The organism is Microbacterium sp. SYP-A9085 (assembly GCF_009649635.1).
Lineage (GTDB): Bacteria > Actinomycetota > Actinomycetes > Actinomycetales > Microbacteriaceae > Microbacterium.
The window spans coordinates 887,536-907,629 of the sequence record NZ_WJII01000001.1; the positions used below are offsets into that span (position 1 = coordinate 887,536).

At 68.1% G+C, this 20,094-nt stretch carries 21 protein-coding genes and 1 tRNA gene; 8 read left to right on the forward strand and 14 right to left on the reverse strand.

The genetic code is table 11. The features are described from left to right. The first annotated feature begins 40 nt into the window (after positions 1–40). Positions 41–388, forward strand: a complete 348-nt coding sequence (locus GH740_RS04260; protein WP_153744763.1) for a hypothetical protein — start codon at positions 41–43, stop codon at positions 386–388. Between the two features lie 7 nt (positions 389–395). Here the strand turns inward: GH740_RS04260 and GH740_RS04265 are convergent, their stop codons facing one another. From GH740_RS04265 to GH740_RS04295, 7 genes are all read right to left on the reverse strand, one after another. Further along, the gene (locus GH740_RS04265; protein ID WP_153744764.1) at positions 396–725 is read right to left on the reverse strand and encodes an ATP-dependent DNA ligase; all 330 of its coding nucleotides are present in this window, start codon (positions 723–725) and stop codon (positions 396–398) included. A 30-nt stretch (positions 726–755) separates the two neighbouring features. Then, on the reverse strand, positions 756–1,364 hold the full coding sequence (locus GH740_RS04270; protein WP_153744765.1) for a Dps family protein: 609 nt from the start codon (positions 1,362–1,364) through the stop codon (positions 756–758). Positions 1,365–1,428: 64 nt separating this feature from the next. After that, positions 1,429–1,761: an ATP-dependent DNA ligase gene (locus GH740_RS04275; protein WP_153744766.1), complete on the reverse strand. Its 333-nt coding sequence runs from the start codon at positions 1,759–1,761 to the stop codon at positions 1,429–1,431. Continuing rightward, complete coding sequence (locus tag GH740_RS04280) at positions 1,761–2,411, reverse strand: response regulator transcription factor (protein ID WP_153744767.1); 651 nt, start codon at positions 2,409–2,411, stop codon at positions 1,761–1,763. Before GH740_RS04280 ends, GH740_RS04275 begins: the two co-directional genes overlap by 1 nt. An 88-nt stretch (positions 2,412–2,499) precedes the next feature. Next, positions 2,500–3,267: a carbon-nitrogen hydrolase family protein gene (locus GH740_RS04285; protein WP_153744768.1), complete on the reverse strand. Its 768-nt coding sequence runs from the start codon at positions 3,265–3,267 to the stop codon at positions 2,500–2,502. Continuing rightward, positions 3,264–4,646 (reverse strand): APC family permease, encoded by a 1,383-nt coding sequence (locus GH740_RS04290; protein WP_153744769.1) that lies wholly within the window; start codon positions 4,644–4,646, stop codon positions 3,264–3,266. Before GH740_RS04290 ends, GH740_RS04285 begins: the two co-directional genes overlap by 4 nt. A gap of 25 nt (positions 4,647–4,671) precedes the next feature. Continuing rightward, on the reverse strand, positions 4,672–5,550 hold the full coding sequence (locus tag GH740_RS04295; protein WP_367640599.1) for a carbon-nitrogen hydrolase family protein: 879 nt from the start codon (positions 5,548–5,550) through the stop codon (positions 4,672–4,674). Between the two features lie 99 nt (positions 5,551–5,649). On the opposite strand from GH740_RS04295, the gene GH740_RS04300 reads away from it, so the two are divergent. Further along, positions 5,650–6,390, forward strand: a complete 741-nt coding sequence (locus GH740_RS04300) for a FadR/GntR family transcriptional regulator (RefSeq protein WP_153744770.1) — start codon at positions 5,650–5,652, stop codon at positions 6,388–6,390. Positions 6,391–7,110: 720 nt separating this feature from the next. Here the strand turns inward: GH740_RS04300 and GH740_RS04305 are convergent. After that, a complete protein-coding gene (locus GH740_RS04305; RefSeq protein WP_153744771.1) occupies positions 7,111–7,353 on the reverse strand; it encodes a hypothetical protein in 243 nt (80 codons plus the stop codon). Positions 7,354–7,493: 140 nt separating this feature from the next. Here GH740_RS04305 and GH740_RS04310 point away from each other — a divergent pair, with 140 nt between their 5' ends. Further along, the gene (locus GH740_RS04310; protein WP_153744772.1) at positions 7,494–7,682 is read left to right on the forward strand and encodes a hypothetical protein; all 189 of its coding nucleotides are present in this window, start codon (positions 7,494–7,496) and stop codon (positions 7,680–7,682) included. Positions 7,683–7,747: 65 nt separating this feature from the next. Here the strand turns inward: GH740_RS04310 and GH740_RS04315 are convergent. Further along, positions 7,748–7,818, reverse strand: a tRNA-Gly gene (locus tag GH740_RS04315). Between the two features lie 249 nt (positions 7,819–8,067). On the opposite strand from GH740_RS04315, the gene GH740_RS04320 reads away from it, so the two are divergent. Both GH740_RS04320 and dcd read left to right on the forward strand, forming a co-directional pair. Then, positions 8,068–8,535 carry a DUF2510 domain-containing protein gene (locus tag GH740_RS04320; protein ID WP_153744773.1) on the forward strand — a complete coding sequence of 156 codons (468 nt, stop codon included), beginning with the start codon at positions 8,068–8,070 and terminating at the stop codon, positions 8,533–8,535. A 50-nt stretch (positions 8,536–8,585) separates the two neighbouring features. Further along, on the forward strand, positions 8,586–9,191 hold the full coding sequence (gene dcd, locus GH740_RS04325; protein WP_367640602.1) for a dCTP deaminase: 606 nt from the start codon (positions 8,586–8,588) through the stop codon (positions 9,189–9,191). 11 nt (positions 9,192–9,202) lie between these two features. On the opposite strand, the gene GH740_RS04330 is transcribed toward dcd, so the two are convergent. Genes GH740_RS04330 through GH740_RS04345 form a run of 4 tightly spaced genes read right to left on the reverse strand, consistent with a single transcriptional unit; the run spans position 9,203 to position 13,323 of the window. Beyond that, positions 9,203–10,186: a glycoside hydrolase family 43 protein gene (locus GH740_RS04330; protein ID WP_153744774.1), complete on the reverse strand. Its 984-nt coding sequence runs from the start codon at positions 10,184–10,186 to the stop codon at positions 9,203–9,205. Positions 10,187–10,188: 2 nt separating this feature from the next. Next, positions 10,189–11,049, reverse strand: coding sequence for a carbohydrate ABC transporter permease (locus tag GH740_RS04335; protein ID WP_153744775.1), 861 nt, complete (start codon positions 11,047–11,049; stop codon positions 10,189–10,191). After that, positions 11,046–12,023: a carbohydrate ABC transporter permease gene (locus GH740_RS04340; protein ID WP_153744776.1), complete on the reverse strand. Its 978-nt coding sequence runs from the start codon at positions 12,021–12,023 to the stop codon at positions 11,046–11,048. The genes GH740_RS04335 and GH740_RS04340 overlap by 4 nt, the downstream gene beginning before the upstream one ends. After that, complete coding sequence (locus GH740_RS04345; RefSeq protein WP_153744777.1) at positions 12,013–13,323, reverse strand: ABC transporter substrate-binding protein; 1,311 nt, start codon at positions 13,321–13,323, stop codon at positions 12,013–12,015. Before GH740_RS04345 ends, GH740_RS04340 begins: the two co-directional genes overlap by 11 nt. 158 nt (positions 13,324–13,481) lie before the next feature. Between GH740_RS04345 and GH740_RS04350 the strand changes: the two genes are divergently transcribed. Together GH740_RS04350 and GH740_RS04355 are read left to right on the forward strand one after the other, a co-directional pair. Then, positions 13,482–14,486, forward strand: a complete 1,005-nt coding sequence (locus GH740_RS04350; protein WP_153744778.1) for a LacI family DNA-binding transcriptional regulator — start codon at positions 13,482–13,484, stop codon at positions 14,484–14,486. Positions 14,487–14,527: 41 nt separating this feature from the next. Further along, positions 14,528–16,330, forward strand: coding sequence for a glycoside hydrolase family 2 protein (locus GH740_RS04355; protein WP_153744779.1), 1,803 nt, complete (start codon positions 14,528–14,530; stop codon positions 16,328–16,330). A gap of 263 nt (positions 16,331–16,593) precedes the next feature. Here GH740_RS04355 and GH740_RS04360 read toward each other — a convergent pair whose 3' ends face one another. Continuing rightward, on the reverse strand, positions 16,594–17,979 hold the full coding sequence (locus GH740_RS04360; protein ID WP_367640605.1) for an MFS transporter: 1,386 nt from the start codon (positions 17,977–17,979) through the stop codon (positions 16,594–16,596). Positions 17,980–18,221: 242 nt separating this feature from the next. Here GH740_RS04360 and dnaK point away from each other — a divergent pair, with 242 nt between their 5' ends. Next, positions 18,222–20,090: a molecular chaperone DnaK gene (gene dnaK / locus GH740_RS04365; protein ID WP_153744780.1), complete on the forward strand. Its 1,869-nt coding sequence runs from the start codon at positions 18,222–18,224 to the stop codon at positions 20,088–20,090. Positions 20,091–20,094: the final 4 nt, after the last annotated feature.

Consider the following 20,094-nt stretch of genomic DNA (forward strand, 5'->3'; position numbering starts at 1 on the left):
CCGCTGGTGGGCTGGGGTCCGATGGGGGAGAGTGGGCGGTATGGGAACCATGTATTACGGCGGCCCGGGGACGGCGATCCACATCGAGGATCGTGCTCTCGCGCATCTGAAGATCGTGATAGCGACCAAGCTCCGTCGCGGGGAGAGCTTCACGCTGTCGTGGCGTCACCCCGAGGACGAGCCGCGCGGCCGCTCGACTATCTGGCTGCACCCCTCGATTCCGCTGCGATTTGTCTTCGACGAGCCCGAGCCTCCGGAATTGAGCCGCGAGTGGATCCACGACCTCGCGAACTCGGCGAACACGTCCGGCGGGATCATGCTGGTCGCTGAGCACATGGATATAGCGCCCGTCGAGGTGGTCGTGCCGACCGCTCCACTCGAGGAGTGACGGCAGCTCAGTTCAGGGCGCGGGGGATGTCGTCTCCCACGTGCTCGGCCGGCTCGGGCACCAGGTGAAGTCCGGTCTCCGAGTTCGCCGTATACGAGAGCGCGTCGAGCCAGGCGGCGTTCAGCAGGGGTGCCCGGCTGGTGTCGTACTTGTAGATGAGGGACGACCGCGCCGTGACCCACACGCTGGTGCGGCCGCCGACACTGGCATCCTCTCGCCAGCTGAAGTGGAACGACTCCCCGCGGCGCAGCTTGTTGCTGATGACCAGCTGCAGGTGCGCGAGCGCCCGATCGTCGATTGTGACGCGCAGGGATCCCCCGTAGATGAACTCGCCCATGGCAGGTGCTCCCCCGTCACACCGTGGACGTCAGGTCCGCGGTTCCCGGTTCTCGGCACTGACCATCCAGGACAGCTGTTCGATGCGCTCCAGGATCGTGTGCAGGATGTCGGCCGATGTCGGATCCTCCTCGTCGACCTCGTCGTGCACCCGCCGGCACGTCCCCGCCACGGCATCCAGCCGCTGCGTCATCTGATCGATGACGTCCTTCGTGGCGATCTCCCCGGGCGGAAGCGGTGGCAGGCTCGTCGCCTGCGCGACAACGTCCGTGCGGCCGTCGGGCGACGCGTGGAGGGCCCGCATCCGCTCCGCTACGGTGTCCGCGAAGACGCGTGCAGCCGCGATGATCTCGTCCAGCTGCAGATGCGTGTCGCGGAAGTTGCGGCCGACAACGTTCCAGTGCGCCTGCTTGCCCTGCAGGGACAGCTCGATGAGGTCCACGAGCACGGCCTGCAGGTGCTGACCCAGCTGCTCCGAGGCCGCGAAGCCCGACTCGGCGTTCTCCTCGACGGTCAGCCGTGCTCCGTCGCCCGTCGCCTCGCGCGCGCCGCCGACGTCGCCCTTGTGCTTCGCGCCGGTCTTCGCCTTGGATCCCGTCTTCTGCTTGGACCCGGACTTCTGCTTCGTCGTGATACTCATGCGGGAACGGTAACCACACAGCATCCCCTGACGCATGGGGATTGCCCGGATTGCCGACCGCGTGCTAGAGCGCGGGCGAGCTGACCGGTTCGGCGGTGAGCGCCGCCGGTTCCGGGACCACCCGCAGGCCGCCGATCGAGCTCGCGGTGGTGGCCAGGACCTCGAGCCAGTCCCGATTGATGCTCGGCTGCCGGCTGCCGTGGAACTTGAACACCAGCGCCGAGCTCTGGTTGATCCACACCGAGGTGCGGCCCTCACCGGTGCCGGGCTCGTCACGCCAGGTGAACGTGAACGGCTCGCCGCGGCGCAGCTTGTCCGCTATCACCACCTGAAGATGCGCGAGGGTGCGGTCCTCGATCTCGATCTTGACCCGATTGTCGTAGCTGAGGTATCCCATCAGGAGCCGGTCCCATTCTCACGCGCGCCCGACGACAGTCGGAACCCGTGGTCGATTCCCCACAACACCGCGTTCGCGCGGTTCGTCACGCCGATTCGGCGGTAGCAGGTGCGGATGTGTGTCTTGACCGAGTTGACCGACAGGTGCAGGCGTTCGGCGATCTCGTCGTTGGACCGTCCCTGGGTGATCAGGGCGAGCACTTCGCTTTCGCGCAGCGTCAGCCCCTCCTCGCGGCCGGGCCAGTCGTTGCCGACCGGTACGACGAAACGGCGCGGGCGCGCATCATCCGGCTGCCGTCCGGTGTGCACCGCGATCAGCGCTTCCACAAGCTTCGCTGCGGGCAGCTCTTTGGACAGGTACGCGTCCGCGCCGTTGTCAAGGGAGGCCTCCACGAGTTCGCGGTCGAGATTCCAGCTATAGACCGCGACGCGATTGACGCGGGCGTCGTCGACGAGACGGCGCACGCCCTCGCGATCGCCGGGAAGCGCGGCGAATGTGTCGTACAGGGCGACGTCGACGTTCTGGCCGACTCCGTGCCGCACATCCAGTTCGACGACGTTCACCAGGTTGGTGTAACTGCGCAGCATCGCGGCGACACCCTCGACGACGACTTCATAGTCGTTGACGATGGCAACCCGGATTTGCTCCATGTTGTCACTGTAGCGAGACGGGTATCACCCATAGGGGTGATATTTGGGCCACGCAGACCGGCCGGTTGCCGCCCCGAGGGTGAAGGAGTTAGTCCGCAGCGCGCTCGCGCGCGAGTGTGGTGGCGTCCGGGTCGACGTCGACGCAGAGGATGTCGGGCCTCGGCCCGAGCTCGCCGAGGACAGTTCCCATCGGGTCGATCACGAGGCTCGTCCCGATCGAGACGGGCGGCGCCTGGCACACTCCCGCCACGACGATGACGTTCTCGATAGCGCGCGCAGCGGCGAGGACCCGCCACTGGTCCACCTTCTGTGGACCGGGGACCCAGGAAGCGCAGACGGCGAGAATGTCGGCCCCGGCCGCCGAGAGCTCAGATGCGACCGTGGGATGTCGCAGGTCGTTGCACGCCATCACGCCGACGTGCATGCCCGCGATCGGCATCACGACATGCCGCGGGGGCTCCGGGCGGGAGATCCACTGCGACTCCCGGAAACCATACGCGTCGTAGAGGTGGATCTTCCGGTACGCGCCGACGAGCGTCCCGTCCGCGTCGATGCCGATGAGCGTGTTGTAGGGCTGCGCGCCGTCCGGATGGGCCTCGACCATCCCGGCGATCACGGCGATGCCGTGCTCGCGGGCCAGCGCGCGCAGGGCGGATGCGAACGGGCCGTCGACGGGTTCGGCGACGGCGGCGAAGCTGCCGTCCACGACCTTCTTCTCGTACATCGCGTACTCGGGGAACAGGAGGAGGTCGGCGCCTCGCGCGGCCGCATCGTCGAACCCGGTGCGGATCAGCGCGAGGTTGTGCGCGGTGTCCGTGCCGGAGTCGATCTGGGCGAGCGCGAGGCGCACGGTCACTCCGCCGCCGCGACCGGGGTGGGCGTGGCGGCCAGGGTCGGCTCCTCGTCCTTCTCGTACGTCAGCTCGGGCGGGAGCTTGCGGAACCCGCGGGTGACGACGGCGAGCACGACGATCCCCACCGCGAGCCAGCTCAGGCCCAGGACGACGGCGTTGGAGTCGAGCTCGGTCAGCAGATACCCGGTGATGATGGCTCCGATGGCGGGGATGACGACATAGACGAGGCCGTTCAGGCGTCGCCCGTTCCGGCGTTCCTTCACGTAGTACACGATGACGGAGACATTGACCATTGTGAAGGCCGTGAACGCGCCGAAGTTGATGAACGACGTGGAGGTCGCGACATCCAGGAAGACCGCCGCGAGGCCGATCACCCCGATCACGACGATGTTGACCATCGGCGAGCGGAACCGACGGCTGACCGCGCCGAAGATGCGGCGGGGCAGGGCCCCGTCGCGTCCCATCGCGTACAGCAGACGTGCGGCCGACGCCTGCGCTGCCAGACCCGAGGCGAACTGCGCGATCACGAGGCCGGCGAGGAAGACGGCGCCGAACACGTTGCCGCCGATCGTCATCGCTATCTCGAACGCGGCGGACGAGGCATCCTGGAACTGCCCGCCGGGGTGGACGAGCTGGGTCGTGTACGACACGAGGATGAAGATGCCGCCGCCGATCAGGGCGATCAGCATGATCGCGCGAGGAACCGTGCGGGTGGGGTTCTTCGTCTCCTCCGTGAAGGTGGTGACGGCGTCGAAGCCGAGGAACGAGTACGCGGCGATAGCGGCGCCGGCCGACACCATCGTGAAGTTCGAGGCAGGGTTGGCGAACGGGCCGCCGTCGATCAGGCCGCCCAGGCCCTGGTGGCTGACGACGGAGCCGATCGAGAGGGCCACGAACACGACGATGACGAGGATCTGGAACGCCATCATGATGTAGTTCGTGCGGTCGGCCACCTTGATGCCGAGGATGTTGAGGATCGTCGTGATCAGTACGAAGCCGACGATCCACACCCAGCCCGGGACGGCGGGGTACTCGGCCTGCAGGTACGCGCCGCCGATGAGCCAGATGACCATCGGCAGGAACATGTAGTCCAGCAGCACCGCCCAGCCCACGAGGAAGCCGACACGCGAGTCGATGGTGCGCCGCACATACGTGTAGGCGGAACCGGCGACCGGGTAGGCGGTGGCCATCCGGCCGTAGCTGGATGCCGTGAACAGCATCGCGACGAGCGCGACCAGGTACGCGGATGCGCTCGCGCCGCCGGTGGTCTCGGCGACGACGCCGAAGATGCCCAGGACGATGAGCGGGGTCATGTAGGCCAGTCCGAACAGGACCAGCGAGGTGAGCCCGAGTGATCGGGTGAGGTGGGCTTGGGTGGACATCGTCGTCTCCTGTCGGGTGGTGCTGCTATCGGATCTGTCGGGTGGAGTGCTGGGGCTCCCAGCGGTGCGGGTCGATGCGTCCCTCGTACAGGGGGAGTGCGAGCGAGGCGTCCGTGGGCAGGAACTGCGACCACATGCGGTTGGTGCCGGCGGTGCCGCTCTCGCGGACGCGGTCGACACTGCCGAGGTCGAGGGTCACGTACAGGACGTCCGGGTCGACGCCGGCGGCCGCGAGGACGGCGCCCTCGGGGTCCACGACGATGCTCTGGCCTTCACCGTCGGGTCCGGCGCAGTTCACGCTCACGGTGAAGGTCTGGTTGACGATCGAGTTCGCGCGGGCGAGCACGAGCTCCTGGGCGCGGTCGGGGGTCGTGGTCCGCACGATGTTGACGACGACCTCGGCGCCCATCCAGGCGAGGTGGCGGGTCACCTCGGGGAACCAGGAGTCGTAGCAGATCGAGAGCCCGATCGTCCCGGCGGGCAGGTCGCACGTCACGAACCGGTCGCCGGGGTCGTACGGCTCGAACGGCCGCCAGGGGAAGATCTTGCGGTACGACGCGGCCAGTGCGCCGTCGGGCGCGATCGTGAGAGCCGTGTTGAAGAGCTCGCCGTGCTCGCCGTGCTCGCAGATGCTGCCGGGGACAAGCCAGACCCCGGCATCCCGGGCTATGTCGCCCAGACGCTCGACGAACGCGCCGTCCAGCGGGACGGATGCCGCGCGCCGGCGCTGCGCGTCCTCAGCGGCGGGCCAGGGTCCGGAGCCGAACAAGTGCAGTTCCGGGTAGACGACCAGGTCGGCCCCGGCATCCGCGTGCCGCCGGACGTCGGCGGCGAAGTCGTCCAGGGGCGTGCCGATCGGGAGGGCGGCGGCCTGGACGGCGGCGATGCTGAGTGTGCGGGACACGATGACCTCCTTGTCGTGCGTCCGCGGTCACGGATGCGGCTGAGACTTAAAATAGATCACAATGAACGATTATGTCCAGTCCGTGGATAGGGTGGTGTCATGTCGAGCGCAGGCGATGCGGCGGGCGGCGCTCTGGATGACCCGGGATTGACGGGGATCACGCGACTGTCCGCGTCGGACACCGTCCGTGCGCGCATCGCGCTAGCCGTCGAGCTGGACCTCATCGCTCCGGGGGAGCGGCTGCCGCGCGATGCCGAGATAGCGTCGGCGCTGGATGTCAGCGAGATGACGGTGCGCCGCGCGCTGGAGGCGATGGCCGAGGACGGGCTCGTCGAGCGGCGGCGCGGGCGGAGGGGCGGCACGTTCACGACCGGGCGCCGCGACAGCGTGCCGGACCGCGCCGCGGAGGTGTTCCGGGAGGATGCCGCGGAGGTGCACCGCCTGATCGATGTGCGCACGCTGTTCGAGTGCACGCTCGTGCACCACGCAGCGGTCGCGGCGACCGATGAGGAGATCGCGGAGATGGCGGCGTGCGTCGCGGCGGCGGCGTCCGCGCAGGACTGGAGCGCCTATCACCGCGCAGACGAGCGGTTCCACCTGGCGGTTGCCCAGGCGAGCGGCCTCGCATGGGCGATCCCGCCGTACCGCGAGGTGCTGGCCGAGCTGTACACGTATTTCATCCCGTACCCGATCGACCGGCTGCACCGCGCCAACGAGGACCACGCCCGGATCGTGGATGCCATCCGCGGCCGTGATGCGGTCGCCGCCGTCGCGCACATGCGCGAGCATGTGCAGGTCCTGCACCGGACGATGTATGTCGGGGGCGCCGCGGACGGGTGAGGGGTCCTGCGCTCATGGACGTGGACGCGTCACGTTAGCGAGGAGCTTACGCGGCGCCGGCGACGCTCTTGGGCGCGGCATCCTCCGGCAGTAGCCTGACCTGGATCGGTGAGGTTCCCCCGCCTCGATTCCCGACCGATCGTGCTGGCACCAGCAACACCACCCCGCGCAGCTCGGCGCCGACGCGACGCGCGCGGGGTGGCGTCCTGGTGGATCGGCAGCCGCCGGACGGTGCAGCCGCCCAGTGCTGCGACGGGCAGCAAGCGCAGGATTCCGCGGGTCGATGGGTTGGGGGGCTGACGGGAATCGAACCCGCGCTGTCTGCTTGGGAATGCCTCAGTCGTTGGTTTTGCCATCAAGGGCCTAGTTTGGCTGGCGATCATCGGCATTGTTCTGTTCCTTGGGACCTTGATTTTCGGGTTTCTCCGGAATCGCAGCCGCAAGGGCTGATCCCTACCGTTCCCGGCCCCGGGGTACCCTGTGAGCGCGTACATGTGCCGCGCGTACAGTCCGAGAATGACGAGAAATGTGACAGGCACGCCCCCGGGCGTCGAGAGACCTGAAGACCCGACTCGCGCGGCACGCTGGGCAGACGCGTTGAGCGAGCACTGGCACGGTTACGAGCCGACCGCGGAGACGCAGGCGCGGGCCGAAAGCGTCCAGCGGGCGCGGAATCTGAAGCCGACGCACATCGCCTCGCGGCCTCCGGAACCGCACTGATCATCGCCCCTCCCCGGTATTCACCTGGCGGGCGGCGGTGAGAGCGGCGCGGGCGAGGAACGTAAACCAGTCCCCCGGCTCCATGTCTCCGCCGCCAGCATCGGCCCGCTGTTCACGCGCCGAGTAGTCCACGTCAGCGTCGTTGAGCGCCTGCCGCATCGCCCCCACCTCCGCCTTGGTCGGCTCGCGGGTCGCCTGCCAGACCGCGCCCTCCACGAACGTCGTCAGCCGCGACTTCAGCAAGTCATAGAGTTCACCCGCCGCGTGCCGCCGCTCCGCTTCGGCTCGGGCTTCCTGCTCGATGGTTCCCGCCGGCGGTCGGCACGCTCCGGTGGCCGGAGAACGTGCGTACCGAATGGGCGAAGGCGATGAAGGGTACGAGCGTGGAATGGATGACGGCGAAGTCCTGCCGGAAGGCGGTCGCGACGGTCCTCGGCGTCGAGGACGCGCAGCTGCAGCTCGGTCATGCGGATCCGGCCGTTACCTCACGGCACTACGTCGAACGGCCGCTGGAGCGTCCCGACATGGCCGCACGGCGGCTGGACGTGTTCGCCAGCGAAAACGGCGAGTAGACGGAGAATCGCCCTCCCGATCCGATGATCAGGAGGGCGATTCAGTCCAGGAAACCCCTGGCCGGAGGGGCTGACGGGAATCGAACCCGCGCTGTCTGCTTGGGAAGCAGAAGTTCTGCCATTGAACTACAGCCCCGCACACGCCGAAACGTGCCCGGCCAGCATAACAGGATCCGCCGGGAGCCCCCCCGTGCCGCGCGTGACGCGCAATGCTCCTCCATCGGGAGTTTTTCCGGGCTGCAACATACGTTGCAGCCCGGGCGTGTCGCTTGCACTGGGGCGCGGCAGGCATCACAATGTGAGCAGTCGTCCAGGTCCCGCGTCAGCGGGGCGCACGCTCTGGGGAGTAGGCGCGGGCGGCGACGTGATCGGACTGGGGGACGACATGGCTCTTCAACATGCGCCGGCGAGCATGCCGGCGGGATGGTACCGCGACAGCGACCCGACGAAGTTGCGCTGGTGGGACGGCGAGCAGTGGACCGACCGCGTCAAGGGCGCGGCAGAACCGCCGCCACTGTACGCGCTGAGCACGCCGGCTGCGATCGGCGAGCCGCTGCGCGAACGTAACGTGCTCTCGGCTGTGGCGCTGGTCGCCGCCGTCGTTGCGATCATCGCGTGCCTCGCGGTCGCGGGCATCACGCTGACGGGTATGACACTGCCGCCCTGGATGCTGCCGCTGGTGGCATTGGGTGGGAGCATCCTCGCCCTCGTGCTCGGCGTGATCGCAGGACGTCGTGTGGAGTACACAGGCGAAGGGCGCCGCGCGACGGTCATCGCGCTCGTGCTCAGCGGCGTGCTCGTGCTCGCGGGCCTCGCCGTCGCCGTGATGCAGTTCACGCTGTCGACCGTCTGACGGTCGGCGCAGTGGGAAGCCGCGGCGGGAAGCGCCGGTAGGCTGGCCTCGTGCTGCTCTCGGACCGCGACATCCGCCGACAGATCACCGACGCGCGCATCGCGCTGGACCCGTGGGATGCCGCGATGGTGCAGCCCTCGAGCGTCGATGTGCGCCTGGACCGCTACTTCCGGCTGTTCGACAACCACAAGTACCCGTTCATCGACCCCGCCGAGGACCAGCCCGACCTCACCCACCTGATCGAGGTGGCCCCCGACGAGCCGTTCGTGCTGCACCCCGGCGAGTTCGCCCTCGGGTCCACGTTCGAACAGGTGACGCTCCCCGACGACATCGCCGCGCGCCTGGAAGGCAAGTCGTCGCTGGGCCGGCTCGGGCTGCTCACCCACTCCACCGCCGGCTTCATCGACCCCGGCTTCTCGGGCCACGTCACGCTCGAGCTCTCCAACGTCGCCACACTGCCGATCAAGCTGTGGCCGGGTATGAAGATCGGCCAGCTCTGCTTCTTCCAGCTCTCCTCCGCCGCGGAAACGCCCTACGGCGCCGGGCGCTACGGCAACCGCTACCAGGGGCAGCGCGGCCCGACGGCATCCCGGTCGTTCCTGAACTTCCACCTCACCGACGTCGGTACCAGCGACGCCGGTGCGCCCGGCCGCTGACCACCCGCGTATTACGGCACGACGACGTGCGCGCCGTCGGGCGTGAACCGCAGCGGAGCCACGTTCATGCCGCGGTAGATGTGGTTCTCATCCCACGAGTGGAACACGAGGACGTCGCCGTGCGGCGTCACGACGACATCCTGGCCTCCCGGGCCGTCCCACCGCCTACCGCTCTGCGCGGTCGAGACGACCGGTGTCTTCTGCTTGGTGTACGGGCCGAGCAGGGAGGCGGATGTCGCCGCCCCGACCGCATAGGACGCACTGGCGTAGTCGTTCGCCGAGTACAGCAGCGTGTACGTGCCGCCCCGCAGCAGGAGGGTGGGCGCCTCGACGAGGTTCCCCTCCCACGCTTCGGTCTGCCTGATCAGCCGATGCGGCCCACCGGCCAGGGCGAGCCCGTCACGGCTCAGCGGGGCGATCTCGATCCAGGTGTCCATCCCGCAGCAGTTGCCGTCGGTCTTGTACAGCAGGTACCGCGTGCCGTCTCTGTCGACGAACGTGCTCGGATCGATGGCTCCGCCCGCTTCGAGCGGGCAGACGAGGGGATCGCCGGATGCCGCGGCGAACGTCCCGTCGAGGGTCGACGCCGTGGCCACCCCGATGCACTGCCGACCAGAGTCGGTGTGCTCGGCCGCGAAGTACATCACTGCGCGACCGTCGATCGTGGAGACGTCTGGCGCCCACGTGCGACCCGGCGAGGCCCACGCCGGAAGCTTCGGGAGGGCATCCCGCCGCTCGACCGTCCAGGTGTGCAGGTCCCGGGACGACGCCACCTGGACGTTCACGCCGAACGAGTTCGTCGCGAAAGCGAGGTAGCCGTGGCCAGCCGCCACCACATCGGGATCCGGGAAGTCCGCGTCGATCGCGAATGCGCGGGCCGCGGCATCCGTCGCCGAGGGCGAGCTGCCCGGCTGCTGTGCCGCGCACCCGCCGAGCCCGGCGGCCGCGGCTGCGAGCACCGCTGCCGCCGACGCGCCGGCGATGGCGCGCAGCATCCTCACCCTTTCACCGCGGCGCCGGCCACGGAGTCGACGATCTGCCGCTGCGCGATCCCGAACAGCACGAGGACTGGCACCGACGCGATCACGGCGCCGGCCATCACGATCCCGAAATGCGTGCGGTACGCGCCCTGCAGCATCGCGAGCCCGGGCTGCAGCGTCATGTTCTCGGGGGAGAGCAGGACGTACACCGGCCACAGGAAGTCGTTCCAATTGTTCAGGAACGACAGCACGGCCAGCGTCGCCAGAGCGGGGCGCGCCAGTGGCAGCACGACCTGCACGAAGATGCGGAAGTCCCCGGCCCCGTCGATCCGGGCCGCCTCCTCGATCTCGATCGGCAGTCCCACGAAGAACTGCCGCAGGAAGAAGATGCCGAACGCGCCGGCCGCCCCCGGCACGGTGATCGCGAGGATGGTGTCCAGCCAGCCGAGGTTCTGCACGATCAGGTAGTTCGGGATGAGGAAGACCACCGGCGGCACCAGCAGTGTCGAGATGATGACGCCGAAGATGACCTTCTTGCCGGCGAAGTCCAGGCGGGCGAGCGCGTAGGCGCCCATCGACGCAGTGACCAGGATCAGCACGGTCTGCACGGACGCCGCCGCGAAGCTGTTCCACAACCACAGCAGGATCGGCTGCTGGCCGCTCGCGAGGGTGTGGTAGGCGTCGAGTGAGACCGGGTTCGGGAACGAGTACGGGTTGCGCACGGCGTCGGCATCCGTCTTGAACGACGTGATGAGCGTCCACACCAGCGGCAGCACGATGATCAGGCCGAGCACTATCAGCACGGCGTACAGCGTGCTGGTCGCGGTGATCCGCCGCCCGGTGGGGCGGCGCCGCGGGATGCTCGTGACAGTGCTCATGCGTCGAGCTTCTCTGCGCGCTCCCGCTGTACGCGGAAGTTGATGATGCTGATAATGGCGAGGAACGCGAACAGGATGTAGCTCATGGCGGAGGCCGGGGCCATGTTGTTCTGCGACAGCCCCTGGTCGGCGATGTACATGATCGCGGTGCGGGTGGCGTTGCCCGGGCCGCCGGCGGTGAGCAGATAGGACTGGCCGAACATGTTGGCCGACGCCAGCACCGTCGTCGTCGTGATGAACAGCATGACCGGGCGCAGCCCCGGCAGCGTCACGCTGGAGAAGGACCGGACGGCGCCGGCCCCGTCCAGGGCCGCCGCCTCATAGAGATCACCGTTGATGCCCTTCAGCCCGGCCAGGAAGATGACGGTGTTCAGCCCCATCGTCCACCACACCGTCACACCGACGAGCGATACCCACACCCACGGCACATCCACGAGCCACGGGATGTCACCGGGAAGCCCGACTACGGAGAGGACGTGGTTGAGGATGCCGGATTGGGTGTCGAGGATGTATCCCCAGATGAGGCCGACCACGGCGACGCCCAGGACATACGGTGCGAAGAAGATCGTGCGGAACGCGGTGGCCGCATGGATGCGGTTGTTCAGCAGCACGGCGACAAGAAGCGGAATCACCACCAGGAAGGGCACGCTGGCCACGGTGAAGATGCCGGTCGCGGCCATCGAGTGCCAGAAGTCGGCCGACGTCGCGGAGCCGGGCGTGAACAGATCGATGTAGTTCTGCAGCCCGATGAAGTGCTGGATGTCGCGGAACGGGCTCCAGTCGGTCACGCTGATCCAGAGGCCGAAGACCGCCGGGGCGACCACGAAGGTCAGGAACAGCACCAGGAACGGCGCGAGGAAGAGATAGGCCGTGACCGTCCGACGCCGGGTCGGCAGCACGCGGCGGCCGCGTCGTCCCCGCGCCTGAGCGGGCGCGGGGACGACGACGGCGGATACGACGGTGTCAGTCGCCATACTTCGATTGGTTCTGCTTCAGGATCTGGTCGGCCTTCGCCTTCGCGTCGTCGAGAGCCTGCTGCGGAGACTTCTTACCCGTCAGCGCCTCGCTGAGGGCCGTCGTGATCAGCGCGTTTGCCTCGTTGATGCCCGGCGACACGGTCTCATAGTGCGCGTAGTCCAACTCCCCGATGAACGCCTGCAGGCTGGGGTACTTCTGGACGAGCCCAGGATCGTTGCGCACCGTGTTCGCGGCCGGCAACTCACCGGTCGAGGCCCAGTCAGCCGAGTTGTCGTTCATCCATTTGACGAACACGGCGGCCGCCTGCGTCTTGTTCGTGTCCTGTCCCTTGTTGGCGGGGAACACCCAGTGCGTCGAGCTGGACCAGACCGCCTTCTGCGTGCCGATCTGCGGCACCGGCGCGGCCGCCCAGTTCAGGCCCTTGAACGCGTCATTGGTCGTCTGCCACACGCCGTTCCAGTTGAACGCGGTCTTGCCGGCCAGCAGCGCCTTGATGTTCCCGTCCTGGGCGACGTTCGCGGGGCTGTATCCCTGCTTCACGAGATCCGTCATCCAGGTGAGCGCCTTCACTCCGGCATCCGAATTGAATGTCGCCTCGGTGACGTCCTTGTTGTAGAGGTCGCCGCCGAACTGCCACACGAGGCTCTCGAATTCGAACGTGCCGGTGAACACGTATCCGTCGACCCAATCGCCTTGCACGCCGGCGGACTTGAGCTTGGCAAGTGCCGCCATATACGACGCCTCGTCGGTGGGGATGTCGGAGACCCCGCCCTTGGTCATCACGTCCTTGTTGACGTACAGACCGAGCGGCGTCACGCTCCAGGGCACGGCATACTGGGCACCCTTGTAGTTGCCCTTGTCGAAGACGCCGGGCGGGAAGTCGTCGGCGGTGTAGCCGAGGTTCTTCACGATGGCGTCGGACTTCAGCAGCAGGTTCTGGGCGGCGTAGGTCGCCAGATCGTCGCCGTGCAGGACGGCGACATCCGGCCCCTTGCCGGCCTTGATCGCCAGGGGCATCTTCGCGGCGATGTCACCCCACTCCTGCGGCACGTCCTTGACGACGATGTTCTTGTGCTCGGAGTTGAACTTGTCGATCATCTTCGGGACCAGGACGGGAGCGGCACCGCCGGTCCAGCCGTTCCAGAAGGTGATGTCGACCTTCGGCCCGTCGTAGGAGCCTCCGCCCGAGACGGCGTCGCCACCGCCCTTCGCTCCGGACCCTGCACAGCCGGCGAGGCCGATGCCGACGGCGAGGGCGAGCCCGAGGGCCAGTCCCCGACTCACTGCCTTCTTCATGTGATTGCTCTCCTTCGAGGTGGATCGACGCGATGGCGCCAACGTCGGACACGGGGTTGTCCGTGAATTTACAGCGCTAGAATTTTGCTGTCAAGCGATTTACGCGACCGTCCCCCGTACTAGTGTCGAGCCCAACGCGGATCGCACCGGGAGGTGAAATGGCGGGAGTTCGGCTGCAGGATGTCGCCGATGTGGCCGGTGTCTCGATGAAGACGGTGTCGAACGTCGTGCGCAACTACCCGCACGTCTCGGCCAAGACGCGTGAGCGGGTCCAGCGCGCGATCGACGAGCTCGGGTATCGGCCCAACGCGATGGGACGGCGTTTGGCCACCGGGAAGACCGGCTTGCTCGCCCTCGCGTTCGCCAACGTCGCCATCCCGTACTTCGCCGAGCTCGCCCGCGTCGTCTCCCGTGTCGCCGAGGAGTTCGGCTACCGCGTGCTGCTGGAGGAGACGGATGCCACCCTCGAGGGCGAACGGGCTCTGATGGCGGGGTCTGAGGCGGGCCTGGTCGACGGCGTGATCTTCCAGCCGAGTGTCATGCGCTCCACCGAGATAGCGCGTCACCGCACGGACCTGCCGCTCGTGCTGATCGGTGAGACCGCCGCGCCGCTGACCGTCGACCGCGTCATGATCGACAACGTCGCGGCCGCGCGCGACGTGACCGACCTCCTGATCCGCGCAGGCAGGCGCCGCATCGGCTTCGTCGGTCACGAGCGACCGCGGCTGTCCGAGACATCCCGTCAGCGCATCCTCGGGTATCAGGAGGCGCTGGAGGCGGCGCGGATCACCCCCGACCCGGCGCTGCTGTTCTCCTCGGCGGAGATCTCGGCGGGCGGCTCGGTCGACGCCGTCGGCGCGGCGATCGATGCCGGGGTGCGCTTCGACGCTCTCGTGTGCCGCGACGACCTCGCCGCGATCGGCGCGCTGCGTGCCCTGCACGAGCGGGGCGTCGCCGTCCCGGACGAGGTCGCCGTCACCGGATGGGATGACATCAGCTTCAGCGCGGTGACATTTCCGAGCCTTACCACTGTGGCGCCGGATCTGGAGGCACTGGCGCGGCGGGCGCTCGAGCTCCTGGTCGAGAGAGTCGACGGATACGGTGGCGCCGGGCGTCATGAGATTGTCCCGTACACGGTGGTGGTCCGGGAGAGTACGCCGTAGGTCGGATTTACAGCGCTGGAACTTTGCGGCATGCTGGAGGCATGACGCCTGACCAGCCCCGCCTGCCGAATGCTGCCGAGCAGGACGGCGACTATCCGCGCCCCCAGCTGGTCCGGACGCACTGGGCAGACCTCGGCGGGCCGTGGATGTTCCGTTTCGACGACGACGATGCCGGCATGGCGTCGGGATGGTACCGGGACGGCGTCTTCGACGGGACGATCATCGTGCCGTTTCCGCCGGAGTCCGAACTGTCCGGTGTCGGCGATACCGCGCACCACCGGGTCGCCTGGTACGCGCGCTCGTTCGGCGCCGCGGAGCTGGACGCGGCGGGCTTCCGGCGCGGACGTCGGCTGATCCTGCACTTCGGCGCCGTGGACTACCGGTGCCGGGTCTGGGTGGACGGCCAGTTCATCGGCGACCACGAAGGCGGCCACACGCCGTTCTGGCTGGACATCACCGACGCCATCCAGGGCGGAGCGGACCATCTCCTGGTGGTGCGCACCGAGGACGATCCGCATGACGTCTCACAGCCGCGGGGCAAGCAGGACTGGGAGGAGCATCCTCACGTCATCTGGTACCACCGCACGAGCGGCATCTGGCAGCCGGTGTGGCTCGAGGCCCGCCCCGCGCTGGCGGTGGAGCGCCTGCACTGGGTGGCGCGTCCGCATGACGCACAGGTGTCCTTGCGGGTCGAGCTGACCGGCCCGGCGGCGCCCGGCACGACGGTGCGCGTGGAACTCGAGCATGACGCCAGTGTCGTCGCGACGGCGCAGGCCTCGGTCGCCGGGCAACGCGCGGAGCTGGTCCTGCAGGTGCCGACGCTGCGCAACGGGCAGGCGAGCGGGCCGCTGCTGTGGTCCCCCGAGAATCCCGTTCTGCTGAATGCGCGTGTCGTGGTCGGCGAGGACGCCGTGGCTTCGTATGTCGGACTGCGCACCGTCGAGGTCGCGCGCGGCCGGTTCCTGCTGAACGACCGCCCGTACTTCGTTCGGTCAGTGCTCAGCCAGGGGTACTGGCAGACGTCGCATCTCGCCGCCCCGTCCGCTGGCGCGCTGCGCGCCGAGGTCGAGCTCGTGAAGTCGCTCGGGTTCAACGCGGCCCGCATGCACCAGAAGTTCGAAGATCCGCGCTTCCTGTACTGGGCTGATCGGCTCGGCCTGCTGGTGTGGGCCGAGGCGCCGGCAAGCTTCGCGTTCGACGCGAACGCGGTCGAGCGGACCGTGCGCGAGTGGCTGGAGATCGTGCGCCGGGACGCGTCGCACCCGTCGATCGTCACGTGGGTGCCGTTGAACGAGAGCTGGGGTGTCCAGCACATTGCGCACGATCCGCGGATGCAGCAATTCGCCCGTTCCCTCGTCGCGCTCACCAAGGCGCTCGATCCGACCCGGCCGGTGGTGTCAAACGACGGATGGGAGCAGGTCGACACCGACATCCTCGCCATCCACGATTACGAGAGCGATCCCGACGTGATCGCCGAGCGCTATGGCAGCGCGGAGGGTGTCCGCGCGCTGATCGACGGGTACGGCCCGGCCGGACGGCGGCTCGTGCTCGGCGGCTCGGTGGAGGGCGCGCCGATCATGCTCACCGAGTTCGGCGGCATCTCGTTCGACGTCGATGCCGTGGACGGCGCGTGGGGGTACAGCGCCGTCTCGTCGGCCGCCGAGTTCGAACAGCGGCTGAGCGCGCTGGTCGCGGCCGTGCAGGGCAGCGACGTGCTCGCCGGGTTCTGCTACACGCAGTTGACGGACACCCTGCAGGAGACGAACGGGCTGACGGACGCGGATCGCGTCCCGAAGCTGCCCGTCGAGCGCATCCGCGCGATATTCCTCGGCACCCGCACCTGATCCCCAAGCCGTCCCGCGAGGCAGCCCCGAAACTCGCGAGGCAGCCCCGAAACTCGCGAGGCAGCCCCGAAACTCCGCAAGGCAGCCCCGAAATGCGCGAGGGAGCCCCGAAACGCGCGAGGGAGCCTCGAAACGCGCGAGGAAGCCCCGAAACGCGTGGGGGATGTCTCGCGGAGTTGAGGGATGTCTCGCGGAGTTGGGGGATGTCTCGCGGAGTTGGGGGATGCCTCGCGGTGGGAGCGCGACGCGACGACGGGGGCAGGTCAGGCGACGCGGACGTGCTTGGGGAGCCGGACCAGGATCAGCAGGATGAGGCCGACCAGGAGGACGACCAGGATGCCGAGGATCCCCCAGTACGTCGCGCCGAACCAGGCGATGAACAGCGCCCACAGGCCCGGCGCGAGGAAGCTCACGACGCGGCCTGTCGTCGCGTAGAGGCCGAAGATCTCGCCCTGCATCCCATCTGGTGTGACCCGGGCCAGCAGCGACCGCGTCGCCGCCTGCGCCGGGCCCACGCACGCTGACAGGATCAGCCCGCCGATCCAGAACGGCAGCTTGCCCGCGTCGTGCAGGAAGAACACCGCCCCGGCCATGACGATGAGCACCGCCAGCGACGTCACGATCACCGCCCGCGGCCCGTAGCGGTCGTCGAGCCGGCCGGCGACGATCGTCGCGATGCCGGCCACGACGTTCGCGGCTATTCCGAACAGGATCACTTCATTGGTCGAGAATCCGTAGACGACCGCGGCGAGCACGCCGCCGAAGGCGAAGACCCCCGCCAGCCCGTCGCGGTACACGGCGCTGGCGAGCAGGAACCAGAAGGTGGGCCGATGGGTGCGGAACAGACCGACGACATCCCGTACGAGCTCGACATAGCTCGCGAAGAAGCCGACCCGCCGCAGCCCGAGGGCCGGTGGCGTCTCAGGCACGTTCAGGAACAGCGGGATCGAGAAGGCCACCGTCCACACGGCGCTGCCGACCGCAATCAGCCGGTATGCGAGGCCGTCCGACGTGTCCAGGCCGAACCAGTTCGCGAAGTTGAGGGCGACGACGATGGCCAGCGCCACGATGCCGCCGATGTATCCCATGCCCCAGCCGAGGCCGCTCACCCGGCCGATCGTGCGGGGAGTGGAGACCCCCACCAGCAGCGCGTTGTAGTTGACCCCGGCGATCTCGGAGAACACCGAGCCGACGGCGACGGTGATCGCGCCGAACCAGAAGTAGGCGGGGTCGGCGTGCACGAAGAACAGGGTGAATTGCGCGAGCGCGAGCAGCGCGGTGGTCAGCAGCAGCCAGCGCTTCTTTCGCCCGGCGCGGTCGGCGTTCTGCCCGAGCGCCGGCGCCAGCAGCAGAATCGCGATGCCCGCCCAGAACGTGACGAAGCCGTATCCGCTGGTGAGGTCGGCCAGCGCGCGCTGCTTGACCGGGTCCGCGGCATCCAGCACCGCGACATCCGCCGGCAGGAACTGGTCGGACACCAGATACAGCGAGACGAACACGAACGTCAGGATGACGGAGTTGAACGGCTGCGTGGCCCAGTCCCACAGTGCCCACGAGTACACCTGGCGGCGCGGTACCGCCGTCTCGTCGGGATTCGTGCTCATCGCGGCGGTCGAGAAGCGCGGGTCAGGGGCGTCGTTGCCGGTCACGATCTCACCGTAGGGGAGAAGGGGCGCGGATGCCACGATTCAGCGAACCGCGGAGCCGCGCGCCGCCCGACATCCCCAGGCCAAACTTGAGCCAGTACCTATCAACTTTATTGACAGCGTCGCATCCGCGTTCTACACTTGAGTCATCGCGGCTCAACCTCATCCGAGTCGCCCCTTGAACTTGTCGGACACCCGGGCCGAGACATCCGCCTCGACCCCCGGAAAAGGAAGAGAACACACATATGGCACGTGCAGTGGGTATCGACCTCGGTACCACGAACTCGGTCGTCTCCGTCCTCGAGGGCGGCGAGCCGAAGGTCATCGCCAACGCCGAGGGCTTCCGCACCACCCCCTCCGTCGTGGCGTTCACGAAGGACGGCGAGGTGCTGGTCGGCGAGACCGCCAAGCGCCAGGCCGTCACGAACGTCGACCGCACCATCACCTCCGTCAAGCGCCACATGGGCACCGACTGGAAGACCCAGTCGATCGACGGCAAGACGTACACCCCGCAGGAGATCTCGGCGCGCATCCTGCAGAAGCTCAAGCGCGACGCCGAGCAGTACCTCGGCGACACGGTGACGGATGCCGTCATCACGGTGCCCGCGTACTTCAACGACGCCGAGCGCCAGGCCACGAAGGAGGCCGGTGAGATCGCCGGCCTGAACGTGCTGCGCATCATCAACGAGCCGACCGCCGCGGCGCTCGCGTATGGCCTGGACAAGGGCAAGGAGGACGAACTCATCCTGGTGTTCGACCTCGGTGGCGGCACGTTCGACGTGTCCCTGCTCGAGGTGGGCAAGGACGACGACTTCTCGACGATCCAGGTGCGCTCCACCGCCGGTGACAACCGGCTCGGCGGCGACGACTGGGACCAGCGCGTGGTCGAGTGGCTGATCAAGCAGTTCAAGGACACCACCGGTGTGGATGTCTCGGGCGACAAGATCGCGCTGCAGCGTCTGAAGGAGGCCGCCGAGCAGGCGAAGAAGGAGCTGTCGAGCTCGACCTCGACCAGCATCTCGCTGCCGTACCTCTCGCTGACCGAGCAGGGCCCCGCGAACCTGCAGGAGACGCTGACCCGTGCGAAGTTCGAGGACCTCACCAAGGACCTGCTGGATCGCACGAAGAAGCCGTTCGCCGACGTCATCCGCGAAGCCGGCATCAAGGTCGAGGACATCGACCACGTCGTGCTCGTGGGCGGATCCACCCGCATGCCGTCCGTGTCGGAGCTCGTGAAGAAGGAGACCGGCAAGGAGCCCAACAAGGGCGTGAACCCGGACGAGGTCGTCGCCGTCGGCGCCGCCCTGCAGGCCGGCGTCCTCAAGGGCGAGCGCAAGGACGTGCTGCTGATCGACGTCACCCCCCTGAGCCTCGGCATCGAGACGAAGGGCGGGATCATGACCAAGCTCATCGATCGCAACACCGCCATCCCCACCAAGCGCAGCGAGACGTTCACCACGGCCGACGACAACCAGCCGTCCGTGGCGATCCAGGTCTTCCAGGGCGAGCGCGAGTTCACCCGCGACAACAAGCCGCTGGGCACGTTCGAACTGACCGGCATCGCGCCGGCCCCGCGCGGCATCCCGCAGGTCGAGGTCACCTTCGACATCGACGCGAACGGCATCGTGCACGTGTCCGCCAAGGACAAGGGCACCGGCAAGGAGCAGTCGATGACCATCACCGGCGGGTCCAGCCTGCCGAAGGAGGACATCGAGCGGATGGTGCGTGAGGCCGAGGAGCACGCGGCCGAGGACAAGAAGCGCCGCGAGGCCGCGGACACCCGCAACCAGGCCGAGACGCTCGCGTACTCGATCGACAAGCTGATCAAGGACAACGAGGACAAGCTGCCCGCGGATGTCAAGGACAGCGTGCAGGCGGACGTCGACGCGCTGAAGACCGCGCTGGCGGGCGAGGACGATGACGCGGTGAAGACCGCGTACGACACGCTCAACTCCAGCCAGCAGAAGCTCGGCGAGGCCATCTACCAGGCCGCGCAGGCCGAGGGCGCACAGGGCGGGGCGAACGCATCCGAGCCGGGTGACGGCGGCACGTCGGACTCCGATGAGGACGTGGTGGATGCCGAGGTCGTCGACGACGAGGACGAGAAGAAGTAGGGAC